General features: G+C 44.3%; 16 protein-coding genes, 1 rRNA gene and 1 other annotated feature. Of the genes, 8 read left to right on the forward strand and 9 right to left on the reverse strand.

The features are described 5' to 3' along the window. The 4 genes from R7E38_RS09700 to rluD form a co-directional block, all read right to left on the reverse strand. Positions 1 to 67, reverse strand: a 16S ribosomal RNA gene (locus R7E38_RS09700); the annotation flags it as partial. 505 nt (positions 68 to 572) lie between these two features. Further along, positions 573 to 3,146 carry an ATP-dependent chaperone ClpB gene (clpB, locus tag R7E38_RS09705; RefSeq protein WP_005381873.1) on the reverse strand — a complete coding sequence of 858 codons (2,574 nt, stop codon included), beginning with the start codon at positions 3,144 to 3,146 and terminating at the stop codon, positions 573 to 575. Positions 3,147 to 3,290: 144 nt separating this feature from the next. Continuing rightward, the gene (gene pgeF, locus R7E38_RS09710) at positions 3,291 to 4,019 is read right to left on the reverse strand and encodes a peptidoglycan editing factor PgeF (RefSeq protein ID WP_318081764.1); all 729 of its coding nucleotides are present in this window, start codon (positions 4,017 to 4,019) and stop codon (positions 3,291 to 3,293) included. 1 nt (position 4,020) lies between these two features. Then, positions 4,021 to 4,998, reverse strand: coding sequence for a 23S rRNA pseudouridine(1911/1915/1917) synthase RluD (gene rluD / locus R7E38_RS09715; RefSeq protein ID WP_318081766.1), 978 nt, complete (start codon positions 4,996 to 4,998; stop codon positions 4,021 to 4,023). Positions 4,999 to 5,134: 136 nt separating this feature from the next. On the opposite strand from rluD, the gene bamD reads away from it, so the two are divergent. From bamD to yjjX, 5 genes are all read left to right on the forward strand, one after another. Further along, positions 5,135 to 5,863, forward strand: a complete 729-nt coding sequence (gene bamD / locus R7E38_RS09720) for an outer membrane protein assembly factor BamD (protein ID WP_005381876.1) — start codon at positions 5,135 to 5,137, stop codon at positions 5,861 to 5,863. Positions 5,864 to 6,011: 148 nt separating this feature from the next. Further along, positions 6,012 to 7,493 (forward strand): lytic transglycosylase F, encoded by a 1,482-nt coding sequence (locus R7E38_RS09725; RefSeq protein ID WP_309473959.1) that lies wholly within the window; start codon positions 6,012 to 6,014, stop codon positions 7,491 to 7,493. A gap of 325 nt (positions 7,494 to 7,818) precedes the next feature. Then, positions 7,819 to 8,145: a ribosome hibernation-promoting factor, HPF/YfiA family gene (gene hpf, locus R7E38_RS09730; protein ID WP_005381889.1), complete on the forward strand. Its 327-nt coding sequence runs from the start codon at positions 7,819 to 7,821 to the stop codon at positions 8,143 to 8,145. A gap of 108 nt (positions 8,146 to 8,253) precedes the next feature. Next, positions 8,254 to 8,375 (forward strand) — a sequence feature (Phe leader region). Between the two features lie 12 nt (positions 8,376 to 8,387). Beyond that, positions 8,388 to 9,566: a prephenate dehydratase gene (gene pheA, locus R7E38_RS09735; protein WP_017636154.1), complete on the forward strand. Its 1,179-nt coding sequence runs from the start codon at positions 8,388 to 8,390 to the stop codon at positions 9,564 to 9,566. A 24-nt stretch (positions 9,567 to 9,590) separates the two neighbouring features. Then, positions 9,591 to 10,124, forward strand: coding sequence for an inosine/xanthosine triphosphatase (yjjX, locus tag R7E38_RS09740; RefSeq protein ID WP_005381891.1), 534 nt, complete (start codon positions 9,591 to 9,593; stop codon positions 10,122 to 10,124). Between the two features lie 110 nt (positions 10,125 to 10,234). On the opposite strand, the gene trpR is transcribed toward yjjX, so the two are convergent. Then, entirely contained in the window at positions 10,235 to 10,543 is a 309-nt protein-coding gene (gene trpR / locus R7E38_RS09745; RefSeq protein WP_005381892.1) for a trp operon repressor, read from the reverse strand. 13 nt (positions 10,544 to 10,556) lie between these two features. After that, complete coding sequence (locus tag R7E38_RS09750) at positions 10,557 to 12,503, reverse strand: transglycosylase SLT domain-containing protein (protein WP_372434380.1); 1,947 nt, start codon at positions 12,501 to 12,503, stop codon at positions 10,557 to 10,559. A 363-nt stretch (positions 12,504 to 12,866) separates the two neighbouring features. On the opposite strand from R7E38_RS09750, the gene ettA reads away from it, so the two are divergent. From ettA to R7E38_RS09765, 3 genes are all read left to right on the forward strand, one after another. After that, complete coding sequence (ettA, locus tag R7E38_RS09755; RefSeq protein WP_005381894.1) at positions 12,867 to 14,534, forward strand: energy-dependent translational throttle protein EttA; 1,668 nt, start codon at positions 12,867 to 12,869, stop codon at positions 14,532 to 14,534. A gap of 230 nt (positions 14,535 to 14,764) precedes the next feature. Then, positions 14,765 to 15,124: a PilZ domain-containing protein gene (locus R7E38_RS09760; RefSeq protein WP_017821492.1), complete on the forward strand. Its 360-nt coding sequence runs from the start codon at positions 14,765 to 14,767 to the stop codon at positions 15,122 to 15,124. 39 nt (positions 15,125 to 15,163) lie between these two features. Then, entirely contained in the window at positions 15,164 to 16,165 is a 1,002-nt protein-coding gene (locus R7E38_RS09765; RefSeq protein ID WP_005381900.1) for a M23 family metallopeptidase, read from the forward strand. Between the two features lie 77 nt (positions 16,166 to 16,242). Here R7E38_RS09765 and tyrA read toward each other — a convergent pair whose 3' ends face one another. The 3 genes from tyrA to nagZ all read right to left on the reverse strand — a co-directional run bounded on the left by tyrA (position 16,243) and on the right by nagZ (position 19,659). Next, entirely contained in the window at positions 16,243 to 17,370 is a 1,128-nt protein-coding gene (gene tyrA / locus R7E38_RS09770) for a bifunctional chorismate mutase/prephenate dehydrogenase (protein ID WP_005381901.1), read from the reverse strand. A gap of 21 nt (positions 17,371 to 17,391) precedes the next feature. Beyond that, the gene (locus R7E38_RS09775) at positions 17,392 to 18,468 is read right to left on the reverse strand and encodes a 3-deoxy-7-phosphoheptulonate synthase (RefSeq protein WP_226083827.1); all 1,077 of its coding nucleotides are present in this window, start codon (positions 18,466 to 18,468) and stop codon (positions 17,392 to 17,394) included. A 207-nt stretch (positions 18,469 to 18,675) separates the two neighbouring features. Beyond that, the gene (gene nagZ / locus R7E38_RS09780; protein ID WP_005381905.1) at positions 18,676 to 19,659 is read right to left on the reverse strand and encodes a beta-N-acetylhexosaminidase; all 984 of its coding nucleotides are present in this window, start codon (positions 19,657 to 19,659) and stop codon (positions 18,676 to 18,678) included. Positions 19,660 to 19,756: the final 97 nt, after the last annotated feature.

The raw sequence follows: 19,756 nt of genomic DNA on the forward strand, positions 1-19,756 counted from the left end.
GCTCGACTTGCATGTGTTAGGCCTGCCGCCAGCGTTCAATCTGAGCCATGATCAAACTCTTCAATTTAAGATTTTGTTCGGCTCAATGAATACTGAACATTACATAAGTAATGTTTGAATTGACTGTGCTGAATCTTTCGATTCAATGGTCACTTCGTATCATTGAAACCTAATTTGAAGCCTAAGCTTCTAATTGGATTATCATCAACGAGTGCCCACACAGATTGATAGGTCTATATTTTTAAAGAGCACACTTCGAAGTTCTCTTCAAAGTGGACGGCTATTTTAGCTAGATAACTTATCGTGTCAAACACTTTTTTAAGTTATTTATCTGCGAGTTAATTTTAACTCACTAACCGTAGTTGTTTAGGTTCCGCTTCACTTGCTTTCCCATGACAACGGAGGCGCATTATAGGGAGTTCATTAAAGAACACAAGTGCATTTTTTAAAAAAACTCACCTTTTTAGTTTATTCGTATAGAAAACAGACAAAAGACTCTAAAAAACTATAGAAAAGGGGCCAAACGGCCCCTTTAGTGTGATTTTTATCTCAATTTTACTGTATCCATACAATTATTGATGAGCACAAATTTGGTCATTAGTAACAATTAGCTGCACTGTCTTGTCTGGAACGATTTCACCAGAAAGAATTGATTTGGCTAACGGGTTCTCGACATTCTGCTGAATTGCACGTTTTAAAGGACGCGCACCATACACAGGATCGAAACCAACTTGAGCGATCAAGTCGAGTGCTTTGTCGGAAACTTCTAGTTGATAGCCTTTCTCCTCTAGTCGTTTCGCCAAACGTTCCAATTGAATAGAAGCAATGGACTTAATGTGCTCTTGACCAAGTGGATGGAACACCACGATTTCGTCAACACGGTTCAAGAACTCTGGGCGGAAGTGTTTGCTAACCACATCCATCACTTCACTCTTGATACCTTGATAGTCTAATGTTGCGAAATTCTCTTGGATACGAGATGAACCCAAGTTAGATGTCATGATCACAACCGTATTACGGAAGTCAACAGTACGACCTTGACCATCCGTTAAACGCCCATCATCGAGAACTTGCAGCAGAATGTTAAATACATCCGGATGCGCTTTCTCTACTTCGTCTAACAAAATTACCGAATACGGCTTGCGACGAACCGCTTCCGTTAAGTAACCACCCTCTTCATATCCGACATAGCCTGGAGGCGCACCCACCAATCTTGCCACTGAGTGTTTCTCCATGAACTCAGACATATCGATACGGACCATCGCATCTTCACTGTCGAACATAAAGCTCGCAAGTGTCTTACAAAGCTCTGTTTTACCCACACCAGTTGGACCTAAGAATAAGAAGGAGCCAATTGGTCGGTTTGGATCAGAAAGCCCAGCTCGACTACGACGAATGGCATTCGATACAACAGAGACCGCTTCGCTTTGCCCTACCACACGATTATGCAGCACGTCTTCCATACGAAGTAGTTTCTCTTTTTCCGCTTCTAGCATCTTGGATACCGGAATGCCGGTTTGCTTAGAAAGTACTTCTGCAATCTCGTTGTCGGTTACTTTATTACGCAATAGCGTCATTTCCTGCATTTCAGCTTGGGTTGCAAGATCTAACTGCTTCTCAAGTTCAGGAATACGACCATATTGAAGCTCCGACATACGGTTTAGATCGCCAGCTCGGCGAGCAAACTCCATGTCCATACGAGCTTGTTCAAGCTCAGACTTAATATGTTGAGTACCAGAAAGAGCTGCTTTTTCTGTATTCCAAACCTCTTCTAGTTCAGCGTACTCACGTTCTTTTTCATTGAGTTCTTCATTAAGCGCTTTCAAACGCTTTTCACTCGCTTCATCGTGCTCGTTACTTAGTGCTTGCTGCTCAATTTTAAGTTGGATGATTTTACGCTCAAGCTTATCCAAGGACTCTGGCTTAGAGTCAATTTGTAAACGAATGCTTGAAGCCGCTTCGTCAATCAAGTCAATCGCTTTATCCGGCAACTGACGGTCGGAGACATAGCGATGTGACAAACTCGCCGCAGCAACAATCGCTGGGTCGGTAATTTCGACGTGATGATGAAGCTCATAACGCTCCTTCAAGCCACGTAAAATCGCTACGGTATCCTCAACGGTCGGCTCATCCACCAGCACTTTTTGGAAACGACGTTCTAATGCTGCATCTTTTTCGATGTACTGACGATATTCATCCAATGTTGTTGCGCCAACACAGTGCAGCTCACCACGAGCTAATGCCGGTTTTAGCATGTTGCCCGCATCCATTGAGCCTTCACCTTTACCAGCACCGACCATAGTGTGTAGTTCATCAATGAAGAGGATGACGTTGCCTTCTTCTTTAGCAAGTTCATTCAATACTGATTTTAAACGCTCTTCAAATTCCCCACGGTATTTCGCGCCAGCAACCAGTGCGCCCATATCCAGTGATAGCACACGGCGACCACGCAGACCTTCAGGTACTTCATTGTTAACTATGCGCTGCGCTAAGCCTTCAACAATTGCTGTCTTACCTACGCCTGGTTCACCGATAATCACAGGGTTGTTTTTAGTACGACGCTGCAATACCTGGATAGTACGACGGATTTCATCATCACGGCCGATAACCGGATCCAATTTACCTTGCTCTGCACGTTCGGTAAGATCTATGGTGAACTTTTCCAATGCTTGACGAAGCTCTTCTGCATTCGGATCATTGACCTTTTGACCACCTCTGATCTTTTCGATTGCCTGGCTGACTTTTTGCTCTGTTAAGCCGATCTCTTTGAGCAATTGCCCCAATGGTCCGCGATCTTCTAAAGCGGCAAGCAGGAAGACTTCAGACGAGATATAGGAGTCTTGACGCTTTTGCGCCACTTTGTCACACAGGTTAAACAATGTGCCCATCGAGCTAGAGAGCTGAACATCCCCACCGATGCCACTGACTTTTGGTAATCGATCTAACATTTCACTCAATTTAGAGCGTAAATGCGTTACGTCCACATCCAGCATAGTAAGCAATGGACGAATTGGACTGCCATTTTGATCAAGCAAAGCCACCATGAGGTGAACTGGCTCGATATATTGATGATCGCGCCCTAACGCTAGTGATTGAGCATCAGAGATAGCGATTTGAAACTTACTTGTGAATCGATCAAGACGCATATCTACCTTCCTAACCTCAACTAAAGGAAATTCTTTTGACAGTTAGAAAGATGGATTCTCGGGTGGGGAATTTCAAGGGAGTGAATGAATAAAGATAGCTTTGCAAAAATAGTAGTATGCATCTTAGCACTTTGGTGCTTATAGCTAGTCTTCGATCCAAATAAAGGTTGCTTGTCGACCAGTCTTACCATCACGGCGATAAGAGTAAAAAGAGGCTTTATCTTGGTAAGTACAAAGTCCAGAATCAAACACTTGTGTCACACCAGCCCGGTTTAGACGTTGCGTTGCCAGCACCGACATGTCAGCAAACCATTTACCGTCGATATCGCGTGGAGCAAATGCTTGATTCGCCTGTGAATCAAAATCAACCAAAGCTTGCAGAACATCTTCACCCACTTCGAAGGCTTGAGGGCCAATGGCGGGGCCAAGCCACGCTATCACTTCACCAGAAAACAACGCTAACGCATTTTCGACAATGCCATTTGCTAAGCCACGCCAACCTGCGTGAACAGCGGCTACTTGCGTACCTTGTGTATTAGTCAATAATACAGGTAAACAGTCGGCGGTCATCGCTGAACAAACAACATGGCTTGAAGAAGTAAATACACCATCCGCATCAAGCACCTGTGTTGTTGGTTCATTTACTTGAGCCACAACGGTTGAATGCGTTTGGTTTAACCAGATTGGCGCATTTGGCATGCTTGCCTGTTGCGCCAACCAAGCTTGGTTCTTCTCTACTAAAGACAAATCATCCCCAACGTGAGTACCTAAATTTAGCCCTTGGTAAGGGCCTGTCGAAAATCCGCCTATGCGTGTTGAGGCGAAAGCTTTGACATTTTTAGGCGCTGGCCAATTCGGAATGATCGTCTTCATATTAGAATTCTTCCGGTAAGCCGTGCTCTTCTGTATCTTGACGAAGCGCTTCAGTCATCACAACCATGTCATCAGGCACTGGAGCATGAAACTCAAGAACTTCGCCCGTAATTGGGTGCTCAAAGCGCAGCATTACTGCGTGCAATGCTTGGCGATCGAAACCCCGGATCATTGCCGTTAGCTCTTCAGACGCACCTGTCGGGATGCGAGCACGTCCACCATATGCAATATCACCGAGCAACGGATGCTGAAGGTAAGACATGTGCACACGAATCTGGTGCGTACGACCCGTTTCTAGACGCAAGCGAATACGCGTGTGTTCGCGGAAGCGTTCAGCAACACGGTAGTGCGTTACTGCTGGTTTGCCCATTGGTGCTACCGCCATAAGCGTGCGCTTAGTAGAGTGACGACCAATCGGTTGATCCACTTTACCGCCCGCAGTCATACGACCAATAGCGATCGCTTCGTACTCACGAGTAATATTACGTTTTTGCAGTGCGCGAACCAGACGAGTTTGTGCAGGAACGGTTTTCGCCACCACCATCAAACCCGTTGTGTCTTTATCCAAACGGTGCACGATACCTGCACGAGGTACTTCTGCAATATCAGGGTAATGATGCAACAACGCATTAAGCACAGTGCCATCAGGCGTACCAGCGCCCGGATGAACCACAAAGTCACGAGGTTTGTTGATAATGATAATATCTTCATCTTCATAGACGATATCTAGCGGGATATCTTGCGCTTCCCAGCGTTCTTCATCTTCTAACTCGGCTTGCAATGTAATTTCCTCGCCACCCATTACTTTGGTACGAGGTTTAGTGACAACTTCACCATCAACTTGAACTTTCCCATCAAGCAGCCACTCTTTTAGGCGCGAGCGAGAGAAGTCCGCGAATAATTCGGCGATAGCTTGGTCTAAACGTTGACCTAACTGGCTATCTTTTACGGTATTTGTTAATACAATCTGCTGAGCCATATCGAACTTTTTTAAAAACTGTGAGACTAATGCTCACGACTGTGAAAAAATAGACTATTACGTCATTGTATCTGTTACTGGAAAGAAAGTAACGGCAGCTTAAGAAATATTTAGATTCAAGGAACAGACTCCTGATATGAAACGTCAGACTTTAACAGGCCTTTTAGCGGTATCCCTTCTGTTTGGATGTGCAAGCAAAGAAGAAATCGTTCCTGATGTGCCGCCTTCGGAACTGTATGCAGACGCACAGATTTCTCTTCAAAGTGGTAATTGGCTTTCTGCAATTGAGAAACTGGAAGCATTAGACTCACGTTACCCATTCGGTGCCTACTCAGAACAGGTGCAGCTTGACCTAATCTATGCGTACTACAAAAACGACGACCTTGCTTTGGGCTTGGCAACCATTTCTCGCTTTATGCGTTTAAACCCAACCCATGAAAAGATGGATTGGGTGCTATACATGCGAGGTCTAAGCCACATGGCGCAAGATCGTAACTTTATGCATGATTTATTCAGCGTAGATCGAAGCGATCGCGATCCTGAACCGGTAAAAAAAGCGTTTGATGACTTCAAAAAACTACTTCAACGCTACCCGAATAGCCCATATGCAGAAGATTCACAAAAACGTATGGTTGCGCTGAAAAACCGTCTAGCGAACTATGATTTAGCGACTGCTGACTTCTACCTTCGCCGTGAAGCTTGGGTCGCTGCTATTAATCGCAGCCAAGAGCTACAAAAAGCGTATCCAGACACAGAAGCTGCACGTAAGTCACTGACTATCCAGCTAGAGGCCTACAAGCAACTTGGTTTGGAAGACGCCGTAGCAAGAACTGAAAAGCTTATCGAGCTCAACCCTGTGAAGTAATTGAACTTGCTTTAAACTGAACCGCCACCGTTTTTACCGTGGCGGTTTTTTATTACTCTCAATAGTGTATTCAGCCCTTTCTTGATGATCTTCCTAGCTCCACATATGCTTAAAGTTCTCCTCCCCCCTTTATAAAAAGGATGTGAACGTGACGATATCTAAGCTTTGCGCAGTTATGCTGCTCCTATTGTCTGCTTCCGTTTGCGCACTGCAAATCTCGCCGCTCAAACAGCCTCCTTATACCGGAGACCTCGATGTCATCAAGGAGAAGAATGTACTGCGCGTCTTAGTTTCTGCTGATTTAGGCTTTTACTACATTGAGGGCGGCACACCAAAAGGCATAGGCGCGGAATTGCTGGCGCATTTCGAAAAAGACCTTCGTAAACTCAAACCAAAGCTTAACGTACAAATTATTCCTGTTGCCCGCGACCAGCTACTGCCAGCCTTAGAAAACGGTTCAGGTGACTTAGTTGTCGCCAACCTGACTATTACCGACACGCGCAAACAGAAAGTGGAGTTCAGTTCACCCATTCTCACTGACATTCAAGAGTGGGTAGTGACAAACAAAAGCACACCAACGATGACGAAAATCGAACAACTGAGCGGCAAAGAGATTTGGGTGCGCGCCAGTTCTAGCTACTTTGAAAGCATTCAGACACTAAATAAGAAACTAAACAAAAAAGGCTTACCGCCTGTTATCGTGCACTTTATTGAAGAAACACTTCAAGATTATGAGCTGGTCGGAATGCTCAACAATGGTTACGTCAAAGCCATTGTTCTCGATAGCCATAAAGCCAAGCTTTGGCTGAAAGTGATGGATGATATTCGGGTGCACAAAAAAATCCCTATCCGCAAAAATGGCAAAATTGCTTGGGCAATGCGAGAAAATAGTCCCAAATTAAAAGCCGTCGTGAATAAGTTCATCCAGAAGTCTCGCTCTGGGACACTACTCGGTAACGTTATTTACGGTAAATACATCGATAACACGGGATGGTTGAACAGAGCTCTTAACCCTAAGAAAATTGCTCAACTAGAAAAACTCGCGGCGCTATTTTCACGCTATGGTGAGAAATACGATATCGACTATTTACTGATCGCAGCAATCGCTTACAAGGAATCAGGATTTAATAACGACCTAGTTGGAAGTCGAGGTGCCGTTGGTATAATGCAAGTCCTACCCAGCACCGCTCAAGATCCGAATATCAATATCAAAAATGTTCGACAATTAGAAAACAACATTCATGCTGGAGTGAAATACTTAGCTTTTTTGCGTAAGCAGTACTTCAGTGATCCTGATATTACTGCACAAAATAAACTCTACTTTACATTGGCGGCTTACAATGCGGGCCCCGGCAATGTAGAGCGTATTCGTAAGCGTGCAGCCCAACAAGGTTACGATCCTAATGTTTGGTTTAATAACGTGGAAGTCGTTATGCGGAAAAGTTTAAGCTCAACGGTTGGGTACGTCACAAGCATTAATCGCTACTACATAATATACAAACAACTAGAAAGTTTGGACCAAGTCAAAAGTCTAGAAAGGGTTTCACTAGCCCCAAAAGACCCCATTTTCATGATACCGCTACGAAAAGTCAGCCAAATGCCAGACAGTAAAAAGCCGCTTGTACAGTAAGCGGCTTTTTAAATGGATTCATTGGAGAGACTCAGTGATCGTCATCACACCTTACGTGTAGTTAAATTTTAACCACCTCAAATATTAGGCCGTAAAACTTCCCTAAAAACGAGGCCGTTTTCAGCTGAGTACTCTATCCAATCTACGGATTTACTAACCGATAACAAGCAATTTCACGATAAATCTCAGAAGTTCTTGAGTGAGATCACATTCATTTTTCATCATAAAAAACCCGAGCAAAATAATGATCTGAATCACATTTTTTTATGTTTAAAGCGGTAATCTGAACTCAACCCATGAGGGATGCAACAGAGGAAAAACACTTATGACAATGAATATCACTGGCAAAAACATCGAAATCACCTCTGCAATCCGAGCTCATATTGAGAGCAAATTTAAAAAACTGGAGAAATGGCAAGTAGACCTAATTGGTTGCCAAGCAACTTTCAGTGAGGAACCAAACAAACAGAAGAAATTCGAAGCGGTTATCAAAGTTCCTAAAGGCCAGCTCATTGCCTCAGCAACTCACGAAGATCTTTACGCAGCTATCAACGAAGTGGAGCAAAAACTAGAACGACAATTGAACAAGCTGACCCACAAACCTGAAGCTCGACGTGCAAGTAAGCCTGAGCTAGTGGAAGAAGAAGAGTAAACTGAACAGATTGAGGAAATAGCGCCGAAAGGCGCTATTTTTTTGCTTGACGCTCTCCCCAGCCTTGCTTATTGTGTTTAAACACTCATAAATTAAGCACTATTTATGCATTTAACCTCACTGTTTATTTTTGACTTCTTTTTCCTCCCATAGTTGGAGGGGCAAACTCGTTTGTGAAAGAAAAGTCAAAAACAAACAGAAAGCCTCCCAAATCGGGAGGCTTTTTTATAAGGAAAGAATTGATGACTGACCAACCTATTTCCCTCGAAGAAATTCGTTTACGCTTGAATGAGTTGGATGACCAACTTCTCAGCTTATTGTCTGAGCGCCGTAAACTCAGCATTGAAGTAGCCAAAAGCAAAGTACAAACCTCAAAGCCTGTTCGCGACGCCGTCCGTGAACAGCAATTATTGGTCAAGCTGATTTCTAATGGCCAAGATAAATACGAACTTGACGCGCAGTACATCACCAAACTTTTCCATACCATCATTGAAGACTCAGTTCTGCTTCAACAAAGTTATCTGCAAAATCTCGTTAACCCACAGCAAAGCCGTAAGCCACTTGCTCGCGTCGCTTTTTTAGGAGCCAAAGGCTCTTATTCGCACTTGGCAAGTCGCGAATACTTCAGTCGTAAAAATACGGAGCTTATCGAGCTCAACTGCGAGCACTTTAAAGAAGTGACTCAAACGGTTGAATCTGGCCATGCTGATTATGGCGTTCTGCCAATCGAAAACACCAGCTCAGGCTCTATTAATGAAGTGTATGACTTACTACAACACACGACGCTTTACATCGTTGGAGAGCTAACTCAACCAATCGAACACTGCTTGGTTGCGAAAAAAGACATTCGTCTGGAAGATATTAAAACGCTGTATTCTCACCCTCAGCCACACCAACAGTGCAGTGAGTTTTTAAGCCGTATGAAAGGAGTAAAGCTGGAGTCCTGCGCGAGCACAGCAGATGCAATGCAGAAAGTCCAAGAGATGGATCGTGATGATGTAGCTGCAATTGGTAATGCATCAAGCGGTAAGCTATATGGCTTGCAAGCAATTCAAGGCAACATCGCAAACCAAACCGAAAACCATACTCGCTTTATCGTGGTTGCTCGTAAACCGGTTGAAGTTTCTACTCAGATTCCAGCAAAAACCACATTGATCATGTCGACCTCCCAAGAGGCAGGTTCATTGGTTGAAACACTATTAGTGCTGCAACGTTACGGCATCAATATGACCAAGCTAGAATCACGCCCAATTATGGGGAACCCGTGGGAAGAGATGTTCTACGTAGACTTGACATCACATCTTGCTTCGACAGAAATGCAACAGGCACTTGAAGAGCTAACAAAAATCACTAAGCACTTGAAAGTATTAGGCTGTTACCCGAGTGAGAACGTAAAGCCTACGCAAGTAAAATTGAGTTAATAGACACCAGTGAGTAAAAAGATCATGGCAACCCAAAAAGTCGTAATCGCATCGCTAAACCCAGCCAAAATTAATGCAGTTCAAAGTGCATTTCGTAATGCATTTCCGCATCAAGAATTCAACTTCGTTGGCATCAGTGTACCGAGTGAGGTCGCAGATCAGCCCATGACGAATGAAGAAACTCATCGTGGTGCGCTAAACCGCGTTAAAAACGCAAAAGTAGAGATGCCAAACGCGGATTACTATGTCGGTCTCGAAGCGGGAATTGAAGCAAACGTGACGTTTGCTTGGATGGTGGTTGAATCAGAGACTCACCGCGGTGAATCTCGTTCTGCAAGCTTAATGTTGCCGCCAAAAGTCTTGGAAAAACTCAAGGATGCGAATGAATTGGGAGATGTAATGGACGAAGTGTTTGGTACTGATAATATCAAACAGAAAGGTGGCGCTATTAGCCTGCTAACCCAAAACCAGCTAACTCGAAGCTCAGTCTATCACCAAGCCTTGATTCTGGCTTTAATTCCATTCACAAACCCTGAGCATTTTCCTTCAAATTTATAACACTCAGCCTAGTCTCTAGATACGCAAAAGGGCGGATATTTCCGCCCTTTGTAATACGTTATCTTAGTCACTTGTAACACCAAGGCCTAAAAGCAAATTGGATATACTGTCTACTTAGATACCGCAACTTGTTCTAACAAGACTTTCAACTTGTCTTTTTCTTCATCAGATTTCGACTTTAGTTCGTTAGAGCCACGAGTAATGGTGGCAATGCCCACACCAAGCATCTGACTGATCTGACGTTGAGATAATTCTCCTTTAAGAAGTTCGTTAATTATATTAACGCGTGATATTAATGACTCTCTCTCATCACGTGACATCAGCATAGTTAACAGCATGTCATCTTGCTGGGTGCCCATACTTGTTCGAATTAGCTCAATAATCTGTTGCCAGTCTTTGTACTCGGGTTCGTGCGACATCAAGTTACCTCACTCAATACTTGGTATTGATCTCATGTTGATTCAAGAACGCGCCATCGATACCCAAAAGATCACGATAGTATGTTTCAAACATCAAGATGTTTTGTACATAACCGCGCGTCTCTTTAAATGGAATTGCCTCAATAAAGGCATAAGCATCCACTTTTCCTTGGGTACGCTCTCGCCACGTTTTTACTCTGTTAGGACCTGCATTATAAGCAGCAAGAGCAAAAATACGATTATTATCGTAATCCTCTAATAAACCTTGCAAATAATGGCTACCAATTTCGATATTTTTTCCTACATTGTAGAGATCCTGCGTACCTTGATAACTCAACTTATATTTACGTGCCGTGTACTTCGCCGTCGCAGGCATGATCTGCATAAGACCACGAGCGCCAACTGGAGAGCGGGCTTCAACATCTAACGCACTTTCCTGTCGAGCGAGAGACATCATCGTGACGGGATCAATGTTGTGCTTTTTCGCATAAAAGTTAAACCACCAGCGGTGTGCTATTGGGAACCTAAGTTCGATATTATCCCACATCTGCGCTTGAATACTCGCGGTCACCGTTAGGTGATGCCAACGTTTAAATGATGCATAAGCCGCCAACATCGCCTTTTCATCTTTTCCTACGCGGCGCAGTAAGTGTGCCCATTCACTCTTCGCTGCTGCGATTTTATCCGTCGCGATCAACTCTTCGATACGAGCTAACGAGTCTTGATAGGGTTGAACAACTTTCTTATCCAACTTAACCGTATGCGTTGGGTATTTGATTGATTGTCCGATTGCATTGGCGGCAGCCACACTGTAGAAGTTTCGTTGCCCAAGCAGAGTTGCTAAACGCTGTTTCCCCGCGATGTCATCACCTAACGCTATTTCACTTCTTCCAAGCCAATATTGCCAGCGTAGCGTGGCTTGTTCTTCTTTATTTAGAACAGCAATCCACTCTTGTACGCCTTTCCAATCTGCATTTTGAATCGCTAAGCGGATGCGCGTTTCAATCAACGGTAAGTACTGACTGGTTTTCGTTTTATCATCGCGCCATTTAGCTAATGACTCAGACTCCGTACGAGTCAATCGAAATGCAATATAGTCGGCAAGTTCTTGCGCTTTTTCTGGAGAAAACTTCTGTCCTTTAATGACGGCATCGTACGCACCTTGTGCTTGGCTAGTGTTCATACGAGCCAACTTTTCTAACGCATATTCACTTTGCGCTCGATTAAAATCATTCGCAGGTTTTTTCTTCGCGAATTCCGCAACACTTGCAGGATTATCAAACAACGCTTTCATTTCTTTGGCTTGTTGCTTTGCCTGCGCAGATTTAGGCAGTTTGAGCAAGTAACTCATCAAACCGCCATTACGAGCATCAAACGCCAGTAACATACGCTGTAAAATCAGTTCATCGGTACGCTCACCCGCCTTGTCCCATGCCGCAAATAATGGGTCACACTCATCAGCAATGCTGATGCCACGTAACCACATATGTTCAGCCCCTTTAAACGCCGCGACTTTCTTGCCTTGCTTTAACTGAGCAACGTAGAAAATACATTGGTAACGCTCACCACTAGGAATGACTTTTTGAAACTCAGTAATAGTTTTCCAATCTTTTTGCTTATAAAGATGATTGAGGTATGGAGCGCGAACTCGACGAGAAAATGGAAAAGACTCGTGCTCAGAAATAAACTCGTTTACCTGTTGTGGTGACTTTTCCGGTAACTGTCTAATAAAAGTGCGGTAATCCACATAAGGCGTTAGTGGATAGTTAGAAATTTTAGGACGAATCGAAAGGTATCCATCGATGTCATTTTTATCTAATAAATCTTGAGCTTGCTCATATACTTCGCGCTGCTTTTCCAAACTCAGCGCGGCATTAGCACTCAAACTCATAGCACACAACGCGGCGGCGCAGCATACGTTTTTAGCCAATTCAGATACGTTGAATCTCATTTGTGTCATTTTCCCCAGACATATACTGCCCTAAAGCCTAGTTTTGTTAGAGTTCATGTGATGTTAAGGCAATTTTCACACATGCATCTATTTACACAGAATGCAGATGTCCATGTAAAGCAACTTAGTGTATTAAAAATTGTACTCGTCAAACTTTAAGACGATGGAGACAAAGCGTTTCTAACTCGCATAGAAAACACTTCGTCATTCTTAACGAATAACAAAAGTGTATACCCTAACCGTGTAAGTTTCCGGTCAGCTCAAAATAAGAAATCCATTCGTTAGGGAAATTCTTGCAATGCGGTAACAAAAACAAAGCACTTGGTATAAAATGATGGGTTTGAATGACAGTTAATTTAGGAACGATCGGCAATGGCTGAATACGTATATACCATGTCGCGGGTGAGCAAAATTGTGCCACCTAAGCGTCAAATTCTTAAAGACATCTCTCTGAGCTTCTTCCCTGGTGCGAAAATCGGTGTTTTAGGTCTGAACGGTGCAGGTAAATCCACACTGCTACGTATCATGGCAGGTATCGACACGGATATCGACGGTGAAGCGCGTCCACAACCTGGTCTAAACGTAGGTTACCTACCTCAGGAACCAGTATTAGACGAATCAAAAACCGTTCGTGAAGTTGTTGAAGAAGCGGTTGCTGACGTTGCTGACGCTCTGAAACGTTTGGACGCAGTCTACGCAGCATACGCTGAACCAGATGCAGACTTCGACGCACTTGCAAAAGAGCAAGGCGAGCTAGAAGCCCTTATCCAAGCGAAAGATGGCCACAACCTAGAAAATGCGCTTGAGCGTGCAGCAAACGCACTACGTTTACCTGAATGGGACCAAAAAATTGCGCACCTATCAGGTGGTGAACGCCGCCGTGTGGCTATTTGTCGCTTGCTACTTTCTAAGCCAGACATGCTACTGCTTGATGAACCTACCAACCACCTAGATGCAGAATCAGTGGCTTGGCTAGAGCGCTTCTTAGTGGATTACACAGGTACCGTAGTAGCCATCACCCACGACCGTTACTTCCTAGATAACGCTGCGGGCTGGATCTTAGAACTGGACCGTGGTGAAGGTATCCCATGGGAAGGCAACTACACCTCATGGCTGGAGCAAAAAGACGCTCGTCTACAACAAGAAGCCTCCCAAGAGAGTGCTCGCCAAAAGACTATCGAGAAAGAGCTTGAGTGGGTACGTAAAAACCCTAAAGGTCGTCAAGCGAAGTCAAAAGCACGTATGGCTCGCTTTGAAGAACTGCAAAGCTCTGATCATCAAAAACGTAATGAAACCAATGAACTATTTATCCCACCAGGTGAGCGTCTAGGTGATAAGGTTATTGAAGTGAAGAACCTGACCAAGTCATTTGACGGTCGAGTTCTAATTGATGACCTGTCATTCAGCATCCCTAAAGGTGCAATTGTTGGTATCATCGGTGCTAACGGCGCAGGTAAATCGACGCTATTCAAGATGTTAAGTGGTACTGAACAACCAGACTCGGGCACAATTGAGATGGGCGATACAGTAAAACTAGCATCTGTCGATCAGTTCCGTGACAGCATGGACGATTCTAAAACCGTATTCCAAGAGATCTCTGAAGGTGCTGATATCATTAAGATCAACAACTTCGAAATCCCAGCTCGTGCATACTGTTCACGCTTTAACTTTAAAGGCAGTGACCAACAAAAGATTATTGGTGAACTATCGGGGGGTGAGCGTAACCGTGTCCACCTTGCGAAGCTTCTTAAAGCGGGCGGCAACGTGTTGCTACTCGACGAACCAACCAACGACCTTGACGTTGAAACACTGCGTGCTCTAGAAGAAGCATTACTAGAGTTCCCTGGTTGTGCAATGGTTATCTCGCACGACCGCTGGTTCCTTGACCGTATCGCAACCCACATCATTGACTACCGTGACGAAGGCCAAGTTAACTTCTACGAAGGTAACTACACAGAGTACATGGATTGGTTGAAGAAAACATTGGGTCCTGAAGCCGCAGAACCACACCGTATCAAATACAAGCGTATTGCGAAGTAATCGCAACCCACAAAGTTTGATTGTAATTTGTACAAAGGCCGCTATCATAGCGGCCTTTGTTTTCTTTGTTATAAAAAGAGCTCATTAGCCCGTCTCATTCGTTAAGAACATGACATTGCACTTACGTCACTCTGTAGCGACCTCGACACTTTTCAAACAACAATCGAACACTTTTTGTTCGTATTGATATACTATTCAATTCTGTTTGACGACCTGACGAGAATATTCATATGACAGAGAGACGACGCTTTTCACGTATTCTCCATCAAGCTCCAGCTAAGATAGAACAACGTGACTTGGCAATTGAAGCTAGGATTCAAGATCTTTCCTTGCATGGTTTACTCATGAAAGTGGAAGAGACTGAGGCTTTGGATCCAACCCTTCCGGTCCATGTGACTTTTTCATTTGATCAATCCGAACAATTGATTACGTTAAAAGCGCAAGTTGTGGATGTCTCTAAGTGTGAGGTGAGGTTGAAGATCGCTAAGATAGACATCGAAAGCATTAGCCAACTAAAACGATTTATAGAATTGAATGTAGGCAATAACGACCTTCTGAATAGAGAGTTAGAGCACCTCTCTGGTTTTTAGGAGAAAAATAAATGAACGCCTATTTAAGTAACAATAACTATGTCTAAAAAAATCATCATGCAGATCCCGACGAAAGACGGCGATCAGCAGTTCTATTTGGGCCGCAGTTCGGTCCTAGCAGTATTTGCTTCGGTATTGGCATTACCCGCCGTCGTTGGTGGTGCGTGGTACCTTAATCAGCAGCAGATGCACAATAAAGACGAACTAACACAAATCATCGCCAAACTGGAAAGTGAAAAGGCCGAAGTGACGGCTCTTTACGAAGAGCAGCTTGATACCAATCATTCACTTTCCCAGTCTTTGACGGACAAAAACAATCAAATTCAGCTATTGGGCAAACGGGTATTCGACGTTGAATCGGTTTTAGGTCTCGCAGACGAAGAGTTGATGATCGATGAGAACAGCATGGGGTTAGAGGAGCGAATTGACGCAGCCGCTATCGATTCTGCTGTTCGCGCGACGATGTTCCGTTTGATACCAAATGACAGTCCAGTCACATACCAACGTATTTCTTCTTCTTACGGCAGTCGTATTAATCCGATTTCAGGTAAGAGGCATGTTCATACTGGTATCGATCTGACTTGTAAAAGAGGAGAAGAGATCCTGGCACCGGCTGACGGTGTGGTGGAAACCGTTCGCCCGAGCAATCGTGGTTATGGTAACTATGTCACCATTCGTCACTCATTTGGCTTTATGAGCTCCTTTGCTCATCTACAACGCTTCAAAGTGAAAAGCGGTCAGTTTGTTAGTAAAGGCGACATCATTGCTCAATGCGGTAACTCTGGCAACTCCACAGGGCCACACTTGCACTATGAAGTACGCTTTCTCGGACGAGCACTCAACCCTCAATACTTAATGGAGTGGACGCCAGAAAACTTCAATGACGTCTTTGAAAAAGAGAAAAAAGTGAAATGGGGACCTTTGGTTCAATTGATTGATAACGTTGTACGTCTACAAGTCAATTTAACCAATTCACCCTATCGCGATACTAGTATCAACACAGTATCAAGTGAAGATACGAGTAATACTGCGACGAACTGATTTGTCCATCAACACGAAAAAGAGCAGCTTACGCTGCTCTTTTTGTTTCGGACTCTGCACGGCTAAATGACCCGTGATTAGCCGCGATGAATATTATCATTCGCCTGTTTGAGTAAGTTTTGGCTCTCATTCATAAATTGTTGAGAATAAGTACCAAACCAATCACTCACCTGCTTAAAGCTTTCGATGAATCGCGCTTTGTCTCTGCTATCCAGAATCGCTACCGCATCACCTAAACGCTGATGGAATCGCTTGATCATATCGATATTCTCTTGAGAAGAGAAAATGATATCACCGTACAAGTTCGGATCCTGACCAAACAGTCGTCCCACCATCGCCAATTCAAGGCGGTAGATTGGCGAGCTTAACTTCAACAACTGATCGATGTTCGGATTCTCTTTGCTAAGGTGCATACCGTAAGCAAACGACGTGAAGTGGCGCAGCGCCTGAATCAACGTCATGCCATGATCGTGCTCTTGTGCATCGATTTGGCACAAGCTTGCGCCCCAAATCCCAAACTGTTGCAATAGCCATTGGTAATGCTCGTGACCACGGCCATCACAGTACACAATAACCTGCTTGGCAAGGCTCGGAACATCTGGGCCAAACATTGGGTGCAAACCAACCACAGGACCTTGATGCACATTCAACATTGCTTGCAGAGGCTTCGATTTGATAGAAGTCAGGTCACACAGAATACAGTCTTGCGGCAAGTTCCCCAGTTTTTCGATCACCCCTTCCGTTAGATGAATCGGCACCGTGACCACGACTAAACCCGCGTTGTCTAGAATCTCATCCGCATGATCCCAGTCTTTACTACCGAGAACTTTGACCTGGTAGCCCGACAATTTGAACATACGCCCAAACAGGCCACCCAATTGACCATTACCACCAATAATAACAACTGAGCGTAAATCAGGGTTCAAACACTTAAAACCGGAATCTTTCTCGCTGGCATAAGACTCACGCATTGTTCGACGCAGAATATCTTCAATAAGCTGTGGAGGAATTCCCATTTTTTCAGCTTCAGCGCGACGAGAAGCTAACATCGCCGCTTCGCGGTCTGGAGCATAAATTGGCAAACCATGTTCGCTTTTTACTTCCCCAACTTTCTCTACGAGCGCTAAACGCTGAGCCAATAGCTCCAACATTTGCTTGTCGACTGCATCAATCTGATCGCGTAATGCGTTAAGTTCAACTGCCATTGATGTTCCTTAAATCCTGTATTAATTAGCCTTTAGACGATTTTCTAAGAAAGGCACTAGCTCTTCATGTGCATGACGTAATAGTGCCTCAGTTGAATCCCAATTGATACATGCGTCAGTGATAGATACACCGTATTTCATCTCTTCAAGAGCTAAGTCAGAAGATTGATTTCCTTCATTGATATGGCTTTCAATCATAAGACCGATAATAGATTTATTGCCTTCACAGATTTGATGAATCACATCCTCCGCGACTAATGGCTGGCGACGGTAATCTTTACGTGAGTTGGCGTGACTGCAATCCACCATTAATGAAGCATCAAGACCAGATTTCGCCATCTCTTGCTCACACTCAGTGACTGATACCGAATCGTAGTTAGTTTGCTTGCCGCCACGTAAGATCACATGTCCATTAGCATTGCCCTGGGTGGTCAACAGTGCGACTTGTCCCTCACGGTTAATTCCCATAAAACGGTGGCTAGAGGACGCAGCTTGCATCGCGTTAATTGCGGTTGCCAAACTGCCATCGGTGCCATTCTTAAAACCGATTGGCATAGACAGGCCGCTTGCCATTTCACGATGAGTTTGTGACTCCGTCGTACGAGCACCGATGGCTGCCCAGCTAAAAGTATCCGCCAAGTATTGTGGGCTAATTGGGTCTAGAGCCTCAGTCGCGAGCGGGATTTCCATCTCTGCCAACTCCACCAGAAGTTCGCGTCCAACATGCAGACCGTGTTCAATATCGAAACTGCCGTCTAGGTGTGGATCATTGATCAAGCCTTTCCAGCCGACCGTGGTGCGCGGCTTCTCAAAGTAAACACGCATAACAATATACAGTTGGTCACTTAGTTGTTCAGAGAGTGCTTTAAGTCGCTTTGCGTAATCCTTCGCCGCTTCTACGTCGTGGATAGAACATGGACCGCATACAACAAGCAGGCGGTGATCCTTCTTGTGAATAATATTAGCGATAGTTTGACGAGACTCTTGAATAAAGCGACGTGCTTTTTCACTCAAAGGAAGCTTGGTTTTTAGTTCCTCCGGAGTAATAAGAACCTGTTCTTCGATAATATTAATATTGCTCAACTCACTTTTCTGCATAACTCTAACCTGTATATTTATTTTTACACCCAACCAAACCCTTGGTGAGACAACTAAGCTTTAACGACAAGATAACAGGCTAAAAAAGAAAAACAAGCGTACATAATAAAAAACATTTAGTGTAAAATTAAATTTACAGCCAAATAAAAAGCCAAAGTATAATTAACTTTGGCTTCTAATCGCTGTTTTGAATCTTTTACAAGAGGTTTAGCTAGTCAAGCGTTTCATCGCTTCACTCGCCGCTTTCCACTCTTGAGATAGCTTAAGTTCGCTTGGAGAAAATGACTGTTTTTTCAGTAATCCATCCGCGAGTGGCACGGTTGAAACCGGTAAGTTGTCTAATACCTCAACGTGCGCTTCTCGTTTATTACACATTAACAACATATCGCAACCAGCTCTCAATGCTTGAGCACCTCGCTCGGCTGGGCTGCCCATAATCGCAGCGCCTTCCATGGTCAAATCATCCGAAAAAACCAAACCTTTAAAACCCAATTGCTGACGCAGGACCTGTTTTAACCAGTATTCAGAACCGCTGGCTGGTTGAGCATCATAATGTGGGAAAATCACGTGAGCAGGCATCATGGCATCTAAAATACCGGCATCAATTTGCGCTTTGAAGATCGCCATATCTTGTTCAAAAATATCACTGCGCTCGTCGTATGGTGTTTCTAGATGTGAGTCTGCAATCACGCCACCATGTCCAGGGAAGTGCTTGCCTGTCGTTGCCATGCCAACACTCTTCATTCCCTGCATATATGCAGTGCTATAGCGAAGAATGGTGTCGGCATCTTCACCGAATGCGCGGTTACCGATCGCTTTACATTGATGGCCTTGGTCAAGTACCGGGGCAAAGCTTAAATCAATATCATGGGCAATCAGCTCTGCTGCCATTAACCAACCGCCCATACGAGCAAGCTCTTCACCATTTTGATGTTTAGCGTACTCATCAGCAGCAGGAATTAATGAGAAACCTTCACGAAAGCGCTGCACTCGGCCGCCTTCTTGATCCACACCGATCAAAAACGGGCGCTTAGCCGCCTTTCGGATGGATTGAGTAAGTGCTTGAAGCTGTTCGCTATCATGATAGTTGCGAGCAAATAGAATTAAGCCACCAACCGTAGGATGCTCCAAGATTTCTTTGTCTTCAGCGGTCAGTTCATACCCCGCAACGTCAACCCATAACGGTCCCATGTTTTCTCCTCAAAATCGGCTGAATATCTCGTATTCGATGAGGTTATTCGCTTCAGATTTGCTTTACAATAAGTGAATGAAGAATTGACGAGATCGG

The organism is Vibrio sp. Vb2131, assembly GCF_033338535.1.
GTDB classification, from domain to species: domain Bacteria; phylum Pseudomonadota; class Gammaproteobacteria; order Enterobacterales; family Vibrionaceae; genus Vibrio; species Vibrio alginolyticus.

Bases quoted from the DNA above. Each gene is read 5' to 3' on its own strand.
- nagZ (WP_005381905.1), bottom strand. From the start codon at position 19,659: ATGGGACCGTTATGGGTTGACGTTGCGGGGTATGAACTGACCGCTGAA.
- ettA (WP_005381894.1), top strand. From the start codon at position 12,867: ATGGCTGAATACGTATATACCATGTCGCGGGTGAGCAAAATTGTGCCA.
- R7E38_RS09750 (WP_372434380.1), bottom strand. From the start codon at position 12,503: ATGACACAAATGAGATTCAACGTATCTGAATTGGCTAAAAACGTATGC.
- hpf (WP_005381889.1), top strand. From the start codon at position 7,819: ATGACAATGAATATCACTGGCAAAAACATCGAAATCACCTCTGCAATC.
- yjjX (WP_005381891.1), top strand. From the start codon at position 9,591: ATGGCAACCCAAAAAGTCGTAATCGCATCGCTAAACCCAGCCAAAATT.
- pheA (WP_017636154.1), top strand. From the start codon at position 8,388: ATGACTGACCAACCTATTTCCCTCGAAGAAATTCGTTTACGCTTGAAT.
- trpR (WP_005381892.1), bottom strand. From the start codon at position 10,543: ATGTCGCACGAACCCGAGTACAAAGACTGGCAACAGATTATTGAGCTA.
- tyrA (WP_005381901.1), bottom strand. From the start codon at position 17,370: ATGGCAGTTGAACTTAACGCATTACGCGATCAGATTGATGCAGTCGAC.
- bamD (WP_005381876.1), top strand. From the start codon at position 5,135: ATGAAACGTCAGACTTTAACAGGCCTTTTAGCGGTATCCCTTCTGTTT.
- rluD (WP_318081766.1), bottom strand. From the start codon at position 4,998: ATGGCTCAGCAGATTGTATTAACAAATACCGTAAAAGATAGCCAGTTA.
- pgeF (WP_318081764.1), bottom strand. From the start codon at position 4,019: ATGAAGACGATCATTCCGAATTGGCCAGCGCCTAAAAATGTCAAAGCT.
- clpB (WP_005381873.1), bottom strand. From the start codon at position 3,146: ATGCGTCTTGATCGATTCACAAGTAAGTTTCAAATCGCTATCTCTGAT.
- R7E38_RS09760 (WP_017821492.1), top strand. From the start codon at position 14,765: ATGACAGAGAGACGACGCTTTTCACGTATTCTCCATCAAGCTCCAGCT.
- R7E38_RS09775 (WP_226083827.1), bottom strand. From the start codon at position 18,468: ATGCAGAAAAGTGAGTTGAGCAATATTAATATTATCGAAGAACAGGTT.
- R7E38_RS09765 (WP_005381900.1), top strand. From the start codon at position 15,164: ATGTCTAAAAAAATCATCATGCAGATCCCGACGAAAGACGGCGATCAG.